18 protein-coding genes are annotated in these 18932 nt (G+C 33.5%); 2 read left to right on the forward strand and 16 right to left on the reverse strand.

All coding sequences use genetic code 11. The features are described from left to right. Window positions 1-349: 349 nt before the first annotated feature. A complete protein-coding gene (locus tag ACP7BT_RS03125; RefSeq protein ID WP_041080434.1) occupies window positions 350-1912 on the forward strand; it encodes a M4 family metallopeptidase in 1563 nt (520 codons plus the stop codon). Between the two features lie 163 nt (window positions 1913-2075). Here ACP7BT_RS03125 and recG read toward each other — a convergent pair whose 3' ends face one another. The 5 genes from recG to ACP7BT_RS03150 form a co-directional block, all read right to left on the reverse strand. Beyond that, window positions 2076-4121, reverse strand: a complete 2046-nt coding sequence (recG, locus tag ACP7BT_RS03130) for an ATP-dependent DNA helicase RecG (protein WP_011303289.1) — start codon at window positions 4119-4121, stop codon at window positions 2076-2078. A gap of 2 nt (window positions 4122-4123) precedes the next feature. Further along, complete coding sequence (sdaAA, locus tag ACP7BT_RS03135; protein WP_041080433.1) at window positions 4124-4993, reverse strand: L-serine ammonia-lyase, iron-sulfur-dependent, subunit alpha; 870 nt, start codon at window positions 4991-4993, stop codon at window positions 4124-4126. Between the two features lie 12 nt (window positions 4994-5005). Further along, entirely contained in the window at window positions 5006-5671 is a 666-nt protein-coding gene (gene sdaAB, locus ACP7BT_RS03140) for an L-serine ammonia-lyase, iron-sulfur-dependent subunit beta (RefSeq protein ID WP_002483500.1), read from the reverse strand. Between the two features lie 333 nt (window positions 5672-6004). Next, window positions 6005-7663 (reverse strand): fatty acid kinase catalytic subunit FakA, encoded by a 1659-nt coding sequence (gene fakA, locus ACP7BT_RS03145; protein ID WP_002483501.1) that lies wholly within the window; start codon window positions 7661-7663, stop codon window positions 6005-6007. Window positions 7664-7677: 14 nt separating this feature from the next. Beyond that, window positions 7678-8049 carry an Asp23/Gls24 family envelope stress response protein gene (locus tag ACP7BT_RS03150; protein ID WP_002483502.1) on the reverse strand — a complete coding sequence of 124 codons (372 nt, stop codon included), beginning with the start codon at window positions 8047-8049 and terminating at the stop codon, window positions 7678-7680. Between the two features lie 250 nt (window positions 8050-8299). Here ACP7BT_RS03150 and rpmB point away from each other — a divergent pair, with 250 nt between their 5' ends. Next, a complete protein-coding gene (gene rpmB, locus ACP7BT_RS03155; RefSeq protein ID WP_002483503.1) occupies window positions 8300-8488 on the forward strand; it encodes a 50S ribosomal protein L28 in 189 nt (62 codons plus the stop codon). A gap of 98 nt (window positions 8489-8586) precedes the next feature. On the opposite strand, the gene ACP7BT_RS03160 is transcribed toward rpmB, so the two are convergent. The 11 genes from ACP7BT_RS03160 to ACP7BT_RS03210 form a co-directional block, all read right to left on the reverse strand. After that, on the reverse strand, window positions 8587-9222 hold the full coding sequence (locus ACP7BT_RS03160; protein WP_037538558.1) for a thiamine diphosphokinase: 636 nt from the start codon (window positions 9220-9222) through the stop codon (window positions 8587-8589). Window positions 9223-9227: 5 nt separating this feature from the next. Continuing rightward, window positions 9228-9872 carry a ribulose-phosphate 3-epimerase gene (gene rpe, locus ACP7BT_RS03165; protein ID WP_041080432.1) on the reverse strand — a complete coding sequence of 215 codons (645 nt, stop codon included), beginning with the start codon at window positions 9870-9872 and terminating at the stop codon, window positions 9228-9230. Beyond that, window positions 9873-10748, reverse strand: a complete 876-nt coding sequence (gene rsgA, locus ACP7BT_RS03170) for a ribosome small subunit-dependent GTPase A (protein ID WP_002483506.1) — start codon at window positions 10746-10748, stop codon at window positions 9873-9875. Between the two features lie 286 nt (window positions 10749-11034). After that, a complete protein-coding gene (gene pknB, locus ACP7BT_RS03175) occupies window positions 11035-13089 on the reverse strand; it encodes a Stk1 family PASTA domain-containing Ser/Thr kinase (RefSeq protein ID WP_002483507.1) in 2055 nt (684 codons plus the stop codon). After that, window positions 13086-13829, reverse strand: a complete 744-nt coding sequence (locus ACP7BT_RS03180; RefSeq protein WP_002483508.1) for a Stp1/IreP family PP2C-type Ser/Thr phosphatase — start codon at window positions 13827-13829, stop codon at window positions 13086-13088. The genes pknB and ACP7BT_RS03180 overlap by 4 nt, the downstream gene beginning before the upstream one ends. 4 nt (window positions 13830-13833) lie before the next feature. After that, window positions 13834-14928, reverse strand: a complete 1095-nt coding sequence (gene rlmN, locus ACP7BT_RS03185) for a 23S rRNA (adenine(2503)-C(2))-methyltransferase RlmN (protein ID WP_037538561.1) — start codon at window positions 14926-14928, stop codon at window positions 13834-13836. A 3-nt stretch (window positions 14929-14931) separates the two neighbouring features. Further along, the gene (rsmB, locus tag ACP7BT_RS03190; RefSeq protein ID WP_235304934.1) at window positions 14932-16239 is read right to left on the reverse strand and encodes a 16S rRNA (cytosine(967)-C(5))-methyltransferase RsmB; all 1308 of its coding nucleotides are present in this window, start codon (window positions 16237-16239) and stop codon (window positions 14932-14934) included. A 2-nt stretch (window positions 16240-16241) separates the two neighbouring features. Next, window positions 16242-17174, reverse strand: a complete 933-nt coding sequence (gene fmt / locus ACP7BT_RS03195; RefSeq protein WP_002483511.1) for a methionyl-tRNA formyltransferase — start codon at window positions 17172-17174, stop codon at window positions 16242-16244. Next, on the reverse strand, window positions 17167-17655 hold the full coding sequence (locus ACP7BT_RS03200) for a peptide deformylase (protein ID WP_041080430.1): 489 nt from the start codon (window positions 17653-17655) through the stop codon (window positions 17167-17169). Before ACP7BT_RS03200 ends, fmt begins: the two co-directional genes overlap by 8 nt. A 299-nt stretch (window positions 17656-17954) precedes the next feature. After that, window positions 17955-18650, reverse strand: a complete 696-nt coding sequence (locus tag ACP7BT_RS03205) for a GNAT family N-acetyltransferase (RefSeq protein WP_002483513.1) — start codon at window positions 18648-18650, stop codon at window positions 17955-17957. Then, window positions 18575-18913 carry a hypothetical protein gene (locus ACP7BT_RS03210; RefSeq protein ID WP_228481169.1) on the reverse strand — a complete coding sequence of 113 codons (339 nt, stop codon included), beginning with the start codon at window positions 18911-18913 and terminating at the stop codon, window positions 18575-18577. The genes ACP7BT_RS03205 and ACP7BT_RS03210 overlap by 76 nt, the downstream gene beginning before the upstream one ends. Window positions 18914-18932 lie beyond the last annotated feature (19 nt).

An 18932-nucleotide genomic window follows, 5' to 3' on the forward strand; every position in this document is an offset into this window, starting at 1 on the left:
AAACTCCCATGTTTTTAGTACCAAGTCTTAAACATTCCTAACATATCATAACACTTTCTATTTCATTTGCTCAACAAAAAACATATGCTGTCGCTAAATTAAATTTGCTTTAGCATTAGCTCAGTTTAATAATAAGTTTTTTATATAGTATCAAAAAAACTCTTTTAACATTACTATTTTATTACAAATGTAACAATTAAAAGGTTATTTGTAGTGCACTATTGAAATAAAAATATTTGGAACGTATAATTCAAAATAATTTAAAAGGGTGTGATATTTTATGTAAATAAATATTTATATGAAAAGCAATTGTTTCTAAAGCCAAAAGATTAATAATTAGGAGGATTACATGATGAAGAAATTGATTACCACAACACTCGTAACATGTTCACTGATATCTGTCACATCATTACAAGCACATGCGCAAGAAAACAATAGCATCAAACCAGAAAGTCTCAAGAAACCCATAAATACAAAAGTTCATAATAATCAAGATGTAAAAGCATATTTACAAAATAATGTATCAAAGATTATCAAGGAATCTAAAGAATCTGGAAATGCTAATGTTCAAGATAATGCATTTGAGCAATATGAAATTACAGATAAACAACAAGACGCTACTGGAATCACTCATTATACCTTGAAACCCAAAGTCAATGGTATAACTGCTGAAGATAGCGCATTAAAAGTTCATGTAAACAAACAAGGTGATGTCACTTTAATAAACGGTAGCATTGATAAACCAACTGTCAAGGTTGACAACGAAGTGAAAATTTCTGCAGTTGATGCTGAAAATAACGCATTTAAAGCTATAGGAAAAAACAAGGCAGATGTTAACAATATCAAAGGCTATGATATCGTAAATAAAAACAAATTAGATATTAACAGCGACAGTCAAAAACTTGTATACGATGTTGAATTAAACTATATTTCACCTAAGGCCGCTCATTGGAAAATTCAAGTCGATGCTAGCACTGGAGAAATATTGAATAAAGAAAATGTCATCAAAAATGCCTCAGCAACAGGAAAAGGTACAGGCGTGAACGATGATGAAAAGTCACCATTGAATTTAACAGAGAATAATGGTGAATACACATTAAAAGATACAACGCAAAATGCAGAAATGCATACACAAACTGCTAATAATATTACAGATGATTTTTCAGAAATCACAAACGATAGTAATAATTTCGACAAGGAAGAACACAAGGCTGGCGTAGATGCACATTATTATGCTAATGAAGTGTATAACTATTATTTAGATAAACATCATCGTGATAGTTATGATAACGCCGGAGGAAAGATTGACTCTGTCGTACACTATGATAAAGATTACAATAATGCTGCGTGGACAGGGCAATATATGATATACGGTGATGGTGATGGACAAACCTTCAAAGCATTATCAGGAGCCAATGATATCATCGCTCATGAAATAACACATGCCGTAACTGAGCGTACGTCTAACTTAAAATATCAAGATCAATCAGGCGCTTTGAATGAATCATTTTCAGATGTATTTGGGTATTTTGTAGATCCAGATGACTGGTTAATGGGTGAAGATGTATATACACCTGGAACTGAAGGAGATGGTCTTAGAAGCTTAAAAGACCCTGAAAGATATAATCAACCGGCACACATGGATCAATATCAATCAGGTAGTCAGGATAATGGTGGTGTACACACAAATAGTGGTATTCCTAACAAGGCTGCATATCTGACAATTAATGAAATTGGAAAAGATAAAGCTGAACAAATTTACTACCTTGCATTAACTCAATATCTGACGCAAAATTCAGAATTTTCAGATGCTAAAACAGCTTTAAAAGAAGCCGCAAATAAACTTTATGGTGATAATAGCGCTGAAGCTGACGCTATTGATAAGGCTTGGACAGAAGTTGGCGTAAATTAAAAAGCCTGTTAAATAATTAATTATCTAACAGACTCCCACAATAAATCATATTCTAACTTCGGATGGCATTCGTAAATAATTAAATTATTTACGAGTGTCATTTTTATTTAGAATATAATAGAAAGTATACAATGGATTTGCATGAAATACAAACCAACAATTTTTAATCAAAACTCATATACAATAAATTTTCTTCAATAAAAGATTTTAATATATTATATTGTGGTTCAAAGAAGACACCCGACTGTATTAATTCGGCGGCTTCATCTCTAGCAACTTCTAGCATTTTATAATCTTCCACTACATTTGCAACCAAGAAATCAGGTAAACCGCTCTGCTTTACACCAAAGAAATCGCCTGGCCCCCTCATTTCTAAATCACGTTCACTAAGTTCAAAGCCATCTGTAGTCTGGGTCATGATATTCATACGTTCAATACCTGTTTCTGTTTTCGGTGATGCGATTAATACACAGTAACTTTGTTGTTCACTTCTCCCCACTCGTCCACGCAATTGATGTAACGTAGACAAACCAAAACGATCAGCATCATATATCATCATAAACGTCGCATTTGGCACGTTCACACCTACTTCAACTACCGTTGTTGACACTAATATATCAATTTCATGATTGCTAAATCGTTGCATCACTTCATCTTTCTCATCTGAATGTAATTTACCATGAAGCAGACCAACCTTTTCAACTCCATAATATGATTGCAATGATTCATATAATTCAACAACATTTTGTACATCTTCAAGATGCTCTGAACTTTCAATCAGTGGGCAAATGACATAAGCTTGTCTACCCTTCTTCAGTTCTGAAGTCATTTGATTTAATACACTTTCATAAGCCTCATGCTTAGACCAAGAAGTGATGATTGGTTTTCTACCTTTAGGCAATTGTTTAATTGAAGAAACATCCATTTCACCGAATACTGAAATGGCTAATGTTCTTGGTATCGGCGTTGCTGTCATAAATAAGACATTGGTCATAGCACCTTTTTCTCTTAACAACTGTCGCTGATTAACACCAAAACGATGTTGTTCATCTGTAATAACAAGACCCACATTATTAAACTTAACATCATCCTGAATTAATGCATGTGTTCCAATGATACAATCAATTTCATTATTATTCAGTTGTTCTAATAACAGCTTCCGTTTTTTTCCTTTAACAGAGCCAGTCAATAAAGCCACGTTCATTCTATCACCAAATAGGTCAACTAAACTTTCTGCATGTTGCTCCGCTAATATTTCTGTCGGAACCATTAAAGCTGACTGATAGCCTGCTGTTTTCAAGGCATACATACAAATAGCAGCGACAACTGTTTTACCAGAACCTACATCGCCTTGTAATAAACGATGCATGCGAATGGGTGCTTTCAAATCTCTGAATATTTCATTCACGCTATGTTTCTGAGCGTCTGTTAATTCAAACGGTAGACTATCTATAAAATGTTTAACTAAATTAATATCATAGTCTACGTCAATTGCTTCATCTGATGTTTTTTCAAGACGATTCAACCACTGCATTCTTAATTCAAACATAAATAATTCTGTGAAAGCATATGTTCTACGTGCTTTCAGTAAAGATGCTTTATCAGTTGCAAAATGCAAAGCTTTAATTGTATCTTCTAAAGTTTCTAATTTGTATTTTTTTCTTAAGTCTTCAGAGAGCCATTCTTGAATCGTCACCTGATCTAGTACCTGTCTAATCATATCTCTTAAAGGCTTTTGTTTAATACCTTCTTTAATGCGATATACAGGTTCATATTGTCCGCTCTCATCCATTTGTTGGCTAAAAAACATTCTGTTACCGTTGATTTCTTGCTTTGCTCTATTCCATTTTCCTTTGACTGTTACGGTTCCATGTAATTCTATTTTCTTTTTTAAATAAGGCTGATTGAAAAATGTGCATTTCACAGCAATTTGGTCGACCATGATATGTACTGTTAATTTAGATTTATTACGACCAAAAAAAGCGACAGTTGGTGTTGAATAAACTTCACCCACCACTGTCACTATCGCTTGATCTTCAGCTTCATTTAAGTCAATTACAGTATTATCTTCGTAACGTGTTGGTAAATATAGAATTAAATCTTCAACAGTATGAATATTTAATTCATTCAATACTGCTAAGCGTTTCGGACCTAATCCTTTTATTTGAGATAATGGAAATGGACTTTCAATTAAATTGACTTTTGACATAATTAATCACCAAATATTTCTTGTTTTAGGCGCTGACCCGTAGGTGTACCTGCTAAACCTCCACGACCTGTTTCACGTAGAGCGGATGGCATCGTTTGACCGATTTTATACATTGCTTCAATCACTTCATCTGTAGGAATTCTTGAAGTCACACCTGCCAAAGCCATGTCCGCAGATACGATTGCGTTTGATGCACCTGCAGCATTTCTCTTAACACAAGGTACTTCTACTAAACCAGCTACTGGATCACATACTAAACCTAGCATATTTTTCAAACAAATTGCAAAAGCTTCAGCTGACTGTTGCGGCGTTCCACCTGCAAGTTCTACAGTTGCTCCAGCTGCCATCGCCGCAGCTGAACCGACTTCTGCTTGACAACCACCAGCAGCACCTGAAATAGATGCATTATTAGCAACAACAAAACCAAATGCACCTGAAGTTAATAAGAAATTTAACATATCTTTTCTTGATGGTTCTAAACGCGGTTTAAGACCAAATAACACGCCTGGTACAACACCTGCAGAACCTGCTGTAGGTGTTGCACAAATTTTCCCCATAGCTGCATTGACTTCATTTGTCGCAACAGCTTTACTAACTGCGTCTAACAAAGTTGGTCCTGCGAGTGATTTCCCCGTTTTCAAATATTCTTTAATTAGTACAGCATCTCCACCAGTGAGCCCTGTTGTAGATGTAACCCCTGCTAAACCTTCGTCTAAAGCATTCTCCATCGTTTGTAAGTTTTTGTCCATATGTGCATAAACATCTGCTTCAGATAGTCCTGTAACTTCCATTTCTTGTTCAAGCATAATTTCATGGATTTTTTTATTTTGCTCTTCACATATTTCTACTAATTCTTTCACACTTTTAAACATGCAATACCTCCATTAGGCGTCTCCCATGAGTGAAACCGTCACTACACCATCGACGTTTTTAATTTTCTCTATTATTTCATCATTCACTGCATCATCTAATTCACAAGTCATTAATGCTTGATCGCCTTTTTCCTTCCTAGATACTTGCATACTACCTACATTAATACTTGAGTCTCCCAGTATATTGGCTACACGACCAATAGTACCAAACGTATCTTTATGGAATACAAGTAATGCCGGGTAATTACCACTAATCGCGATATTGAATCCATTGATTGCTACTACTTCAATTTTTCCGCCACCAATTGAAACACCCTCAACGGATATTTCTTTGTCTCCATCACGCATATTAATAATAGCCGTGTTCGGATGTGATCTTTCTTCTGCCATTTCAATAAAGTTGACTTTCATCCCAGCTTCCTCAGCAGTTTCCAAACTTGTTTGTATACGATCATCATCAGTATCGTAGCCTAACAAGCCACCGACTAAAGCAACATCAGTGCCATGTCCTTTATATGTTTCCATAAATGAACCATAAAGATATATATCAGCTTGTTTCGGTAATTGATTAAATAAGTCTCTAGCTACTAAACCAATTCTCACTGCGCCTGCAGTATGAGAAGACGAAGGGCCTACCATTGTAGGACCAATTATATCGAAGACTGTTTTATATTTCATAATTATACCCCACTCTTATTTTTAATGTTTCTAAAGTGTTGCGCTTTCATTCTTAAACATCTTGTTTATTATAACAAGTTCAATAAACATTATAAACCAAAACTGGTTGTATTGTTCTTATTAAATGCAAAATTAAATTGCTGACAACCTTAAAATCATTTAAAAAATGTCATTATTTCAAAAAAATATGGAAGTAAGAATTAATCAAATTTTAAAATCTGATTTTCTCACTCCCATCTGTAACATGACTGATATAGTCGATGTTTTTCCTTTTGAAGTCATATACTATTGTATAAATGATACTCTTTTAAGATTCTAATGCTGTGATTTATATTATTCTACAGAAAACAAATATTGATAAACAGGTTGTTGACCATCATGTTGTTCTAATTCAACGTCTGGATATGTTGCTTCCATCCAATCTTCAATGTCTGAAGTAACTGTTTTATCAGCATCCATACCAACGATCATCGTAATGATTTCACTATCTTCATTAATCATTTCTGCCATTAATCCCTTAACCGTTTCAAATTGATCAGCATGACTTGTTACAATTTTATCCTCAATCAAGCCCATAAATGCGTCTTTTTTAATTTCAACACCATCAATTTTAGTATCTCTCACAGCGTATGTCACTGAACCAGAACGTACTGCTTCTAAAGATTCCACCATTCTTGATTTATTAGATTCGAGTGAATCAGTTTCATCATAATTAAATAACGCAGCAATGCCTTGTGGTATTGATTTGGTCGGAATGACTATAGTATCAGCTTCTACAATTTCAGCAGCTTGTTCACTAGCCATTAGAATGTTTTTATTATTAGGTAAAATGATTGCACGTTTACATTGTGATTGTTCAATAATCTTGACAATATCTTCTGTTGATGGATTCATTGTTTGTCCACCACTAATCATGTGTGTCGCACCCATTGACTTGAAAATCTCTGAAATACCTTCACCCATGGAGATTGCAATGACTGCAGTGTCGACTGCCTGCGTTTCTTCTGTAGATGTTGCTTTGCCACCGTCATGTTCTTTTTTCACAACTTCACGATGTTGTTCACGCATATTTTCGACTTTTAACTTAATTAATTCACCATACTGTTGACCATAGTTAAATACGTCACCTGGTTTTTCTGTATGCACATGTACTTTAACAATTTCCTCATCGTTGATAACTAATAAAGAATCCCCAAACTGGCTCATGTCTTCTCTAAAACTCTGCTCATCAAAGGTTTTTTTATTTTTTCCAAAACGAACCATCATTTCAGTACAATAGCCATAAACGATATCTTCCGTATTAATTACGCCATGAAAATCATGTTCTTCATTAACTAAAGACTCTTTATTTAATTTTGGTGACTGTGCAGATACCGTTTCACCTTTTAATGCTTTTAAAAATCCAGCGTAAACAATAGCTAAGCCTTTACCTCCACTATCTACAACACCGACTTCTTTTAATACTGGTAATAAATTCGGTGTGTTTTCAAGTGAGACTTCTGCTTCTTCGAGAATGTAAGCCATTAATTCAATACAATCGTCGGTTTCTTCTGCCTTTTGTATAGCTGCATCAGCTGCATCTCTTGCTACTGTTAAAATCGTTCCCTCAACTGGTTTCATGATTGCTTTATACGCTGTATCTACACCTGCTTTAAAACTTTCAGCAAATTGTTTAGCATTAATTGTTTCATATGTTTCTAAACTTTTACTAAACCCTCTAAATAATTGTGACAAAATCACACCAGAGTTCCCTCTAGCACCCATCAATAAACCTTTAGAAAATGTCTTACCTAGTTCACCAATTTGTTGAGATAAATTGTTTTCGACTGCTTCTCTCCCTGATGTCATCGTCAAATTCATATTCGTCCCAGTATCTCCATCTGGTACTGGATAAACGTTCAATGAATCAACTAAGTCTGCATGATTTGATAAATTTTGCGCCCCTTGTATAATCATCTCGGCAAATAATTTACCATCTATTTTGCTTACCATTGCGTAATGTCCTCCTAGTTTTTCGTGCCATTATTAATGCGCACACCTTGTACAAATATATTGATTGAATTTACTTTTATTTTTAATGTTTGTTCTAATGTATATTTTACAGTTGATTGTACATTGCTAGCTACTTCAGATATTTTTGTTCCAAAGCTTACAATAATGTACATATCTACATCAACAACGCCATTATCTTCTCGTACAATGATACCTTTAGCATAATTTTCATGTCCGAGTATTTCTGCAATGCCATCTCTAACTTGTTGTCTAGAAGCCATGCCTACAATTCCATAACATTCTACTGCTTTACTACCCACAACTGAAGATATTACTTCGTTTGAAATGTCTATACTACCGTAATCATTTGTGATTTCTAATGTCATAAAATGGGCCTCCTAAGTTTATGGTTATATCATAATCGTCAATAATAAACAATGCGTCTTGATTATCTTATTAAAAAAATACTATATTTATCCACAGTTTACAATTATACCATAATTTAATATTAACAAAAGTATTATTCATGTAAACGAAAAATTTTTCTCGTTTTATTGCTATCTATACTTATTTGTGGTACATTATTCAAGTATGTAGTAGATACGTGTATTTATATTTATTAAAGGAGGTACTTTCATGGGCAAACAATGTTTCGTAACAGGTCGTAAAGCTTCAACTGGAAACAATCGTTCTCACGCTTTAAATTCTTCTAAAAGAAGATGGAATGCTAACCTTCAAAAAGTTAGAATTCTTGTAGACGGAAAACCTAAAAAAGTTTGGGTTTCTGCACGTGCTTTAAAATCTGGTAAAGTAACTAGAGTTTAATAAATATAATGCACGAAAAGACCAATCCTTATGTGGAGGATTGGTCTTTTTTTATTTCATTTTCTTTTAGGTATCAGCGTATATTTAAAAATCCTCATTTAATCTTTACTTCGAATCATCAATACACTGCCTTCAATTATTTCTATATTCCCACAAGATTGACTTAATTCATTTGAAATAGTAAGCGTTGAACCAAGTTTCAGTGTTTCATTTTGTAAGTTATATTTAAAGCCTTTCAATGAAATTACAGTTGGATAGATGACTGGTATAAATGAAATATATGGAAATTGTTCACTATATGTCACATTAAACTGACCTTTTTGTATAAATTGAATTTCATTTGTGTCATCTATTAATTTAATGTTGATATTCATTTTTGTATATTCCGGTTTTTCCAGTATTTGTAAGGCGCCCATGAAATGATCTAGTCTACCGCCCGTCGCACCATAAACATCAATATTTCGATAGCCACGCTTTACTGCTTGATCAATGCCTAAAGCTAAATCTGTGTCATCTTTTTCAGAATTATAAGGATTTATCTCTATCTGTTGTTGTATAAAGTTCCTCTCTGAATCAGAAATAGAATCGAAATCACCGACTGCAAATTGAGGTGTAATCCCAGATTCTAGCAAGATCAAGGTGCCTCTATCTATACCAATCCAATGTTCATGTTTATGTTCCACTAAAATATGCTTGGGCAAATTTCTATTGCCACATAATAAATTGGCTTTCATCTATGTCAACCTTTCAATGTGTTAGTTACCGTTTGATATTCATCGTGTTTAAAAAAGTATGACCCTGCAACTAACATTGTCGCACCATGGTTAACTACAGTTTCAACAGTGTTATTGTTAATACCACCATCTACTTCAATATCAAAGTTTAAGCCTTGCGCTTTTTTGATTTCAGATAATTGATCCAGTTTTTCTACGCAATCATTTATAAATGTTTGACCACCAAAACCAGGGTTTACTGTCATAACCAATACATAATCTACCATTTTTAATACCGGACGAATTGAATCAACTGGCGTCCCAGGATTAATCACCACACCAGCTTTTACATTTTTATTCTTAATTTGTTCAATCACTCTGTGAATATGGGGTGTTGCTTCAATATGTACTGAAATCATATCAGCGCCATGCTCAGCAAATAATTCAACATATTTTTCAGGTTCTTCTATCATAAGATGCACATCAATAGGTAAATCTGTACCTTTACGTACTGAATCCAATATAGGTAGTCCGATTGAAATGTTAGGTACAAATTGTCCATCCATGACGTCAAAATGTACCCCATCAACGCCTGCCTTTTCTAAAGCAGTTAACTCTTGTTGTAAATTCAAAAAATCTGCTGATAATAATGATGGATATAATTTTGCCACTTAATATCTTTCCTTTCTATTTGAAATTTCTTTAAATAGCTGTAAATAATGATCGTATCTAAACTGGGCAATATTGCCATTTTCCAATTCAGCTTTAACATTACATTTCGGTTCATTAATATGGTTACAATCTCTGAACTTACATGTCGCACTATATTCATGTATTTCCATGAAATAATTTTTGATTTCATCTTTTTGTATATGATCATAATCCAAAGCACTAAAGCCTGGCGTATCTGCTATAAAGCCTTTAGCTCTCTCAAACAATTCAACATGACGTGTTGTATGACGACCACGATTTAACGCTTTAGAAATGTGTTGTGTTTCAATCTCTATATTAGGAAAATATTTATTCAATAACGTTGATTTACCAACACCTGATTGACCACTCAACACAGCTAAACCATCACCCCAACTTGAAAAGACTTGTTCAATATCTTCATTAATACTTATGAATTGTGTTTTATAGCTCATATTCTCATAAACTTCTAGCAATTTTTCAATATCGTGTTGTTTTTCCAAAGATGTCAAATCTTTTTTAGTTACAAGAATACGCGGACGCATATGATAAGAATGCGCAATTACTAAAAACCTATCTAGTAACTGTGTAGAAAAATCTGGTTCTACAGCACTCATTACAAGAATGAGATGGTCGACATTACTAACAGGCGGTCGCTTTATTTCATTTTTTCGTTCATGTACATGATGTATATAACCTTCCGTTACATTTTCTACTTCAAAATCAACGACATCACCTACAATAGGTGAAAATTTATTTTTTCTAAAAAGGCCACGTGGTTTTGTATCATACATTTCACCGTCTACATCAACTCGGTAAACACCACTGATTGATTTTATGATGCGTCCTGTTTTCACTTAGGCACCCCTCTTTTAAATACTTTTACCATTTATATTATAGCAAAGCATTTTTGATTTAAATATGATTTGAAACGATTTCGGCTAAATTTTCAGTTGTAAATATCGATAACGATACTTTTCCACTTAATTATTCTATGAATGACATTGAGATAATAAATTAAAAGCACCAATTTAATCCAAATTCGACTAAATTGGTGCTCATTTTATATCTTCTATTTGTGGTTCGCTAGAGCTTTCGCTCTTGCATAAGCGACACTATGCTCTCTTCGCTCGCTAAGTGTCGCTAAAAATCATAAGGTATATCTTTATCAGCAACAACTTTACCATCTACACGAACGGTATAACCAGCCGTTTTACCTTTTTCTATTGTCATCGGTATTTTAATGGTTTTATTGTCTTTTATTTTAAATGTTTGTGAAGGTGATGTCCCTTCGCCATTTTTGTCTCTTACAAACACTTTTACTTCTTGGCTGTCGTCATCTTTACCAGTATATTGAACTTCATACGTTTCTGTATAATCTTTAGTCGCTGGTTCATCATCTTTAGATTCTTTGTCATCTTTATCTTTATCGTCAGCGTCTTTTTCCTCATCTTCTTTATCATCATCAGATTTTGGAGCGCCTTTTGAAACGGTGAATTCAATTGTTGAACCTTCGTCTATTTCTTCATCTTTTGGTGATTGGCTGATAACATTATCTTTTTTAACTTTCTTGTCCTCAGTTTCCTGAGTGACAACTACCTTGAATCCTTTTGCCTCTAACTCTGATTTTGCCGTTTTAAAAGCTTTATTCTCATAGTCATCAACGTAAACTTGTTTTGTCCCTAAAGATTCAGTAAGCTCTATATTACTATCATTCACTTTCACTTTATCTCCAGGATTCACATTTTGTGATTCAATTAAACCTTTAGCGATATTTTGTTTCGTGTACGCTTGTTTCACTTTTGAATCTTTGATGCCTAAATCTTTTAATTTATCTAAAGCTTCGGATTTTGTCATACCAAATAAATTTGGCATTTCCGTCAATTCAGGTCCTTTAGATAAAACAATGTCAACTTTACTTTGTTGTTCTAAACGATCCCCTTTCTCAGGCGTCGTTTTTATAATTTTATTCTCTGGATATTTATCACTATATTCACGCGATATATTACCCATTTGTAATTTATTTTCTTTTAAAATATGTTCTGCTTCTTTTTCTGTCTTACCTGATAAATCTGGTGTTTCTAAATATTTATTTCCAAACATACCCATTGCCATGAATCCAAATAAACCAAACAGCAATAAGACGATTATAAGTGTATAGAAAAACTTCTTTTTCTTTGTACGCTTTTTTTGTGGTACCTCATAAATATGTTCTTCACTTGATTGAAATTGTTGTTGATTGACGATAGGAATCTGCATTGTTTCTTTTATGTTTTTTCCTTTATCTTCATCTCTCGTCTGGTTGACAATATCTGATTTATTTATAGGAATTGTCTTGGTATTCTCCTCAACGGATTGATACCTCGCTTCATTCTCACGATTTTCAGACAATACATTTTCTAAATCACTTTGCATATCTCTTACTGATTGGTAACGCACCGTCTTATCTTTTTCCGTTGCTTTCAGTACAACATTACTTAGTGCTTGAGGTACATCCGAGCGTTCATCAGTAATATTAGGCATAGGATCTTGGATATGCTTAATTGCAATACTTACTGCTGTTTCTCCAGAAAACGGTGGTTTACCAATAAGCATTTCATACAATACAACACCAATTGAATAAATATCGGTACCATTATCTGTCGATTCACCACGTGCTTGTTCGGGTGATAAATATTGAACTGTACCTAATACATGGTTCGTTTGTGTCATTGTTGTTTCGCTTAGAGCTTTCGCAATACCAAAATCTAAAATCTTCAAAGTCTGGTGCTTATCTATTAAAATATTTTGTGGTTTAATATCACGGTGTACGATTTTAGTATCATGAGCATGTTTAATTCCATTAATAATTTGATTGGTAAAGTTGAGTGCTGTTGTGGTCTCCAAAGGTTGGTTTTTTTGAATGTATTCAGATAATGTCGGTCCTTCTATATATTCCATTACTAAATAGAAATTATCATCATCTTCCGTAACATCAAACACGTTCACTATATTTTTATGTGATAGTTGTGTTAAATTATGTACTTCTCTTTCGAAACGTTTAATAGTTTCTTCTTTCTCACCAGCAGGAATCCTAATTGCTTTGATCGCTACTTTACGATTGAGAATTGTGTCTTCGGCAAGATAGACAGTACTCATTCCGCCACCACCGAGTTTTTTAATGACCTCGTAGCGCTCACTTATTATTTTGCCTATCATACTTTATCACCTTCAATCTCAGCCAATACAATACTTACATTGTCATTCGTATCTTCAGATAGTGCAAGTTCTATTAAGTCTTGACCGTGTGTCTCTAATTCTTTCGCTTGTACCAATGTTTCTTGAATTTGATGGTTACGTACAAAATCGGTTAAACCATCAGAATTTAACATTAAATAATCATAGAAATTCGTTTTTTTCACAAATATATCTGGCGTCACTAACTTATCAGTCCCCATCACTTTGGTAATGATATTTCGTTGAGGATGATTAAATGCTTGTTCAGCAGTAATTTGCCCAATCATCATGAGATGATTAACAAACGAATGATCATTCGTAATTTGTTCAATCTCTCTACTATTCACTAAATAAGCTCGTGAATCACCAATATTTGCGACTACAATATAGTTATCAAATACTAAAGCACAGACACAAGTTGTACCCATACCCTTATATTCTGGGTTTTCTACTGACATTTCATATAACTCACGATTAATAGCTTTTAAAGTTGTTCTCAACCAATTTTCAGCTTGATCAGCTTCGATAAGATTTTCCACTTCAAAACGACGTTGAAGCTCATCAGTGACAAATTGGCTCGCAACTTCTCCTGCTAGGTGACCACCCATACCATCACAAAGCACTAATAGCTGTTGCTCTGTACGATTATAAAATACGCCACCTGCATCTTCATTTTTATCACGGTATCGACCCGTGTCAGTAAAAAATTGTGCTTTTAGCATGTCCCTACCTCGTTTCTACTTTTCGTTCCTTAGCTCTTAATTGACCACAAGCAGCGTCAATATCAGCACCTTGTTCACGTCTAATTGTTGCATTTATCCCTAAACGCTTCAATTCTTTTTCAAATTTAAAGATATCTTCTTTAGGTGTCTTCACATAATTTCTTTCTGGTACGTGATTCACTGGTATTAAGTTAACATGGCAATTCAATTTTTGAATTAAATGCGCTAATTCCCTAGCATGTTCAATTTGGTCGTTGACGCCACCAAATAAACCATACTCAAAAGTAATACGTCTATTTGTTTTTTCTTGATAATAATGAATAGCTTCCATTAATTTTTCTACATTATATGCTCTATTTATCGGCATCAAACGTGATCGAATTTCATCATTTGCACCGTGTAAGCTAACCGCAAAATTAATTTGAATATCTTCATCAGCGAAATCGTATATTCTTGGAATAATTCCTGAAGTTGACACTGTAATATGACGCGCTCCAATATTTAGTCCATTATCATCATTAACAATTTTTAAGAAATCCATCATTTCATCATAGTTTTCAAATGGTTCTCCAATACCCATGATAACGATTTGTGATACACGCTCTTCTGTTTCATCTAAAGCTTTTTGAACTGTTAATACTTGAGAAACAATTTCTCCAGCTTCTAAGTTACGTTTTAAACCGCCTAATGTAGAAGCGCAAAACGTACAACCAATACGGCAACCAACCTGTGTGGTTACACAAACAGAATTCCCGTATTCATGTCTCATAAGGACCGTTTCAATTGTATAACCATCTTGTAATTCAAATAAAAACTTAATTGTACCGTCTTTACTTTCTTGTTTTACAACTGTTGTCATGGTTGTCATTGTAAAATTATCTTTAAGTACTTCTCTTAATTCTTTAGATAAATTTGTCATATCATCAATGTCATCGACGCGTTTTTCGTAAAGCCACTCAAAAATTTGTTTCGCTCTGAATTTTTGCTGACCATTTTGTACCAACCAATCTTGCATCTCATCGTATCTTAATGAATAAATTGATTGCTTTTCAAAATTGGGAAGAAACTTATTTTTTTTCTTCTTTTCTGCAGTTATCATATTTTAATTTTCCTTTCTTCTTATCCTAGTTATGAAAAAGCCATCAGAGTTAAAATCTTGAGGTAAAATTTGCATCGTTTTTACTTTTTCTCCAGTTATTGGATGTTCAAATTGATCGAATTCAAAATCTTTATTTTCTTTTAAAAATGTATATACAACATTTTCATTTTCCATTTGCTCAATCGTACAAGTTGAATAAATCATTGTACCACCAGGTTTCACATTATATTTCACATTATTTAAGATTTCCAATTGAATTTCAACCAAAGATTCAATTGCATGTTGCGATTGTTCATATTTTATTTCTGGTTTATGTCTTAAAACACCTAAACCACTACATGGCGCATCTACTAAAATCTTATCATACACTTTATCATATTTTTCAGTTGCATCGTGTTCAAATGCAGAAATGTTAGATAAACGTAATTTTCTTATATTAAAATCTATTAAATCTATTTTATGTTCATGAATGTCCGTCGCATCAACATGTCCAGTACCATTTAATATTTCAGCAATATGACAAGCTTTTCCACCAGGTGCACTACAAGCATCTAAAACTTGGTCACCTTCTTTTAATGCCATTAATTCACCAATAAACATTGAACTCTTATCTTGAATAGATATCAGTCCATCTTTAAACATACGAGATTCAATAATTGACTTACCACTAATATGTAGACAAGTTTCGATTTCTCTATCTTGTTCTACAATATAATCATCATCAGTGAGTCTTCTAATAGCATCGTCTACTGAAATACGAGTTAAGTTAACACGTACGGTTGTAGTTACTTTATCTAAAAATGATTGCGCAATTGTTTCTGTTTTTTCAATACCAAAATGCGTTGTCCAGTGATCAACCAACCATTTGGGTAAACTGTATTCAATCGCGATACGTTTTTTGTCATCTTTAATTTCAGTAAAATCTGGTAAGTCACTGCGCATAATATTTCTTAGTATACCGTTCACAACATTACCATTATGCGGACCGCCTTTATATTTAGCAATTTCAACGGCTTCATTAATAATCGCGTGTTCAGGTATTTTATCTAAATAGACATATTGATAAATACTCATCCAAAGTAACTGTCTGACCCAACCTTTTAACTTTGTTTGAACAAAAGGTTTCAGCAAATAATCTAAAGTATATTTTCTTTTTAACGTGCCATATACTAATTCTGTATATAATCCTTTATCTGCTCTATTTAATTCATTATTTGATAACACATCATTAATGATGATGTTACTATAGGCTTTATCATTTATAATATCTTGAATGGTTTCAAATGCTAACGCTCGCACATTTGTTTCTATTGTCATGTTAGTACCTTCCCAACAAGTGAAGTTTGCACGCCACTTAAGTAGTTTGCAGTTAACATACGTTTTTTCCCTGCAACTTGAATATCTGTTAATGCAATTGCATCGTCGGAACCTGTCGCAACGATGATTGCTTTTTTCGTTGTTTCAATAATTGTACCTGGTTCACCTGTTTTACCTTTTTCAATTCGGGATGCATATACTTTCATGTTACCATCATCCATAACTGTATAAGCTACTGGCCATGGTGACAGACCTCTTATATGGTTGTAAATAACTTCAGCCGATTGGTACCAATCAATCTTTTCCTGTTCTCTACTTATATTAGTAGCAAAACTAGCTTCACTTTCATTCTGTGTAATGCGGTTATTTGTACCATTAATAATAGAAGGTAAAGTCTCTTTTAATAATTCTGCACCTAAAAAGCTCAATTTATCATGCATGGTACCGACATCATCTTGGTGCTCAATTTCTATTGCTTGTTGAGAAATGATATCTCCTGCATCTAATTTCTTAACCATATACATTATAGAAATACCTGTTTCTGTTTGACCATCCATGATAGCTTGATGAATCGGCGCTCCACCTCTATATTTAGGTAATAACGACGCGTGGACATTGATTGCCCCTAACTTTGGCGCATTTAATAATGATTCAGGCAATATTTGCCCAAAGGCTGCAGTTACGATTAAATCTGCTTCTAAGTCAATAAGTTGTTCTAACTCTGATGATTGGGCTAATTTTTCTGGTTGATATACTGGTAAACCGTGCTTAATTGCAACTTCTTTCACTGGTGGAGGTGTTAAAACACGTTTTCTACCCACTGGTCTGTCTGGTTGCGTGACTACTGCAATCACATCATGTTCAGCAATTAACATTTCTAGCACTTTTGTTGAAAAATCTGGTGTTCCCATAAAAATGACTTTACTCATTATCAAAATACGCCTCCATTTCACTTTCACTTAAAAATTTCTCTACACGTTCAGTAAACAATCTTCCTTCAAAATGATCTATCATATGTAAAATCATTCTCGCGATATCATCATATGCAGTCATCTCAACTTCATTACCTTTTTTATCATTACTCTTAACGACAATCATTTTACTTCTTTCCACTTCACCATAAACATTAGGTATACTGATAGACCCTTCTAAATCAGTCACTTTTGTATCCGATTCACTTATAATTTGAGGATTAATCAGTTGTAACAATCCATCCATTTCCATATCTATCATCGCTACTTTTTGTGCAACACCTATCTGCGGCGCACATATCGCAGATGCTTCAACATCATACATTGTATCTTCTAAATCTAACAATAATTGTTCTAAATTTTCATCATATTTTGTCACATCCGGTATAGGCTTATTAAGAATAGGGTGTTTGCTTGTTACAAGTTGTTTGATTGTCATATCGATTTCTCCTCATAAAAATTCATCATATTATTATAACTTATTTTAGTGGAAATTGCACCATTCATTGAAAGAATAGTTTACTGAACATATTGAGTAAGTAGTAGGATAAGTCTTCATTCAATCTATATTCATAAAATATAAAAAGTGCAGAAATAGATATCTGCTCATATTTAAATGGGCTTTTTATCTATACTGCACTTTAAAACGATGTTCATAGTATACAAGACATATTTCAAACCTTTACATTTTTCATTATATATTGAGCATTGATCGTTCTTTAAGCTTATTGTTTTTCATCAATCTAGAATCGTTAACCGATTCACTTGATTACCAAGTTCATCGAAATTTTGTGCTGCTAACCAACTTTCAAATTTAAGTTTATTTTGCTGCCACTCTTTATCAATCATTGCTAACCAATATGTGTCACGATTACGATTTTTATACACTTTATGATTTCTAAAAATACCTTCAAATTTAAACCCTAGCCGTTGAGCTGCTTTAATAGACGGTTCATTTAAAGCATCACATTTCCATTCATATCTTCTATAACCTAATGTTTGAAATACATAATTGGCTAATAAAAATTGCACTTCCGTGGCAATACGTGTTTGTTTCATGACATTAGCGTAATGTATATGACCAACTTCAATTGAACCATTATGGCGATCAATTCTAAGTAAAGATAAAATGCCCACTGCTTCAGATGTTTCTTTATCAATAATGGCGAAAAAATATGGATCAGTAGAATTGATTTTCTTATCTATATAATTTTCAAATGCTTGAAAGTCGTGAGGTTGCTCATCAGGTAAATATGTCCAATTCGGCGCATCCGCTTCATCAGAAAAATAATTAAATAAATCTTGAATATGACATTGCGCTAACTTTTCTAATCTGCAATATTGCCCTTCTAAAACTTTCACATTGGGTAAATGAGCTTGTTTAAACTCATTTTGTTCTTCACCAATGGGTTGCTTAAACTCATTATATCGCACATGAACACTCCTTTTTTCCCTAAAGCATAAACTAACGTTACTATACTAAAGTAAATCTTCCGCAGTCGTAATAAAAAAACAGCTAATATTTTAGCGTCATTTTGATTGAGTGTTAATTGTTGTTGTTCAATTTGCTTAATCATCTCTGGATTTAATACGATATCGTAAAGGGACGTAATTCTGTTTGACAACTCATTGATACTTAATCCAATTGCTTTTCTATTTCGAATTAAACTCATAGGCGTACTACTTAGATTAGACATAAAAAGATATTGATCTCAT

It is taken from the genome of Staphylococcus sp. Y174-1, assembly GCF_049897865.1.
Taxonomy (GTDB): Bacteria; Bacillota; Bacilli; order Staphylococcales; family Staphylococcaceae; genus Staphylococcus; species Staphylococcus saprophyticus.

Coding starts and splice junctions, on each gene's coding strand:
- rpmB (WP_002483503.1), top strand. CDS start 8,300: ATGGGCAAACAATGTTTCGTAACAGGTCGTAAAGCTTCAACTGGAAAC.
- ACP7BT_RS03160 (WP_037538558.1), bottom strand. CDS start 9,222: ATGAAAGCCAATTTATTATGTGGCAATAGAAATTTGCCCAAGCATATT.
- rlmN (WP_037538561.1), bottom strand. CDS start 14,928: ATGATAACTGCAGAAAAGAAGAAAAAAAATAAGTTTCTTCCCAATTTT.
- pknB (WP_002483507.1), bottom strand. CDS start 13,089: ATGATAGGCAAAATAATAAGTGAGCGCTACGAGGTCATTAAAAAACTC.
- ACP7BT_RS03180 (WP_002483508.1), bottom strand. CDS start 13,829: ATGCTAAAAGCACAATTTTTTACTGACACGGGTCGATACCGTGATAAA.
- ACP7BT_RS03150 (WP_002483502.1), bottom strand. CDS start 8,049: ATGACATTAGAAATCACAAATGATTACGGTAGTATAGACATTTCAAAC.
- ACP7BT_RS03210 (WP_228481169.1), bottom strand. CDS start 18,913: ATGTCTAATCTAAGTAGTACGCCTATGAGTTTAATTCGAAATAGAAAA.
- fmt (WP_002483511.1), bottom strand. CDS start 17,174: ATGAGTAAAGTCATTTTTATGGGAACACCAGATTTTTCAACAAAAGTG.
- sdaAA (WP_041080433.1), bottom strand. CDS start 4,993: ATGTTTAAAAGTGTGAAAGAATTAGTAGAAATATGTGAAGAGCAAAAT.
- ACP7BT_RS03200 (WP_041080430.1), bottom strand. CDS start 17,655: ATGACAATCAAACAACTTGTAACAAGCAAACACCCTATTCTTAATAAG.
- fakA (WP_002483501.1), bottom strand. CDS start 7,663: ATGGTAAGCAAAATAGATGGTAAATTATTTGCCGAGATGATTATACAA.
- ACP7BT_RS03125 (WP_041080434.1), top strand. CDS start 350: ATGATGAAGAAATTGATTACCACAACACTCGTAACATGTTCACTGATA.
- sdaAB (WP_002483500.1), bottom strand. CDS start 5,671: ATGAAATATAAAACAGTCTTCGATATAATTGGTCCTACAATGGTAGGC.
- recG (WP_011303289.1), bottom strand. CDS start 4,121: ATGTCAAAAGTCAATTTAATTGAAAGTCCATTTCCATTATCTCAAATA.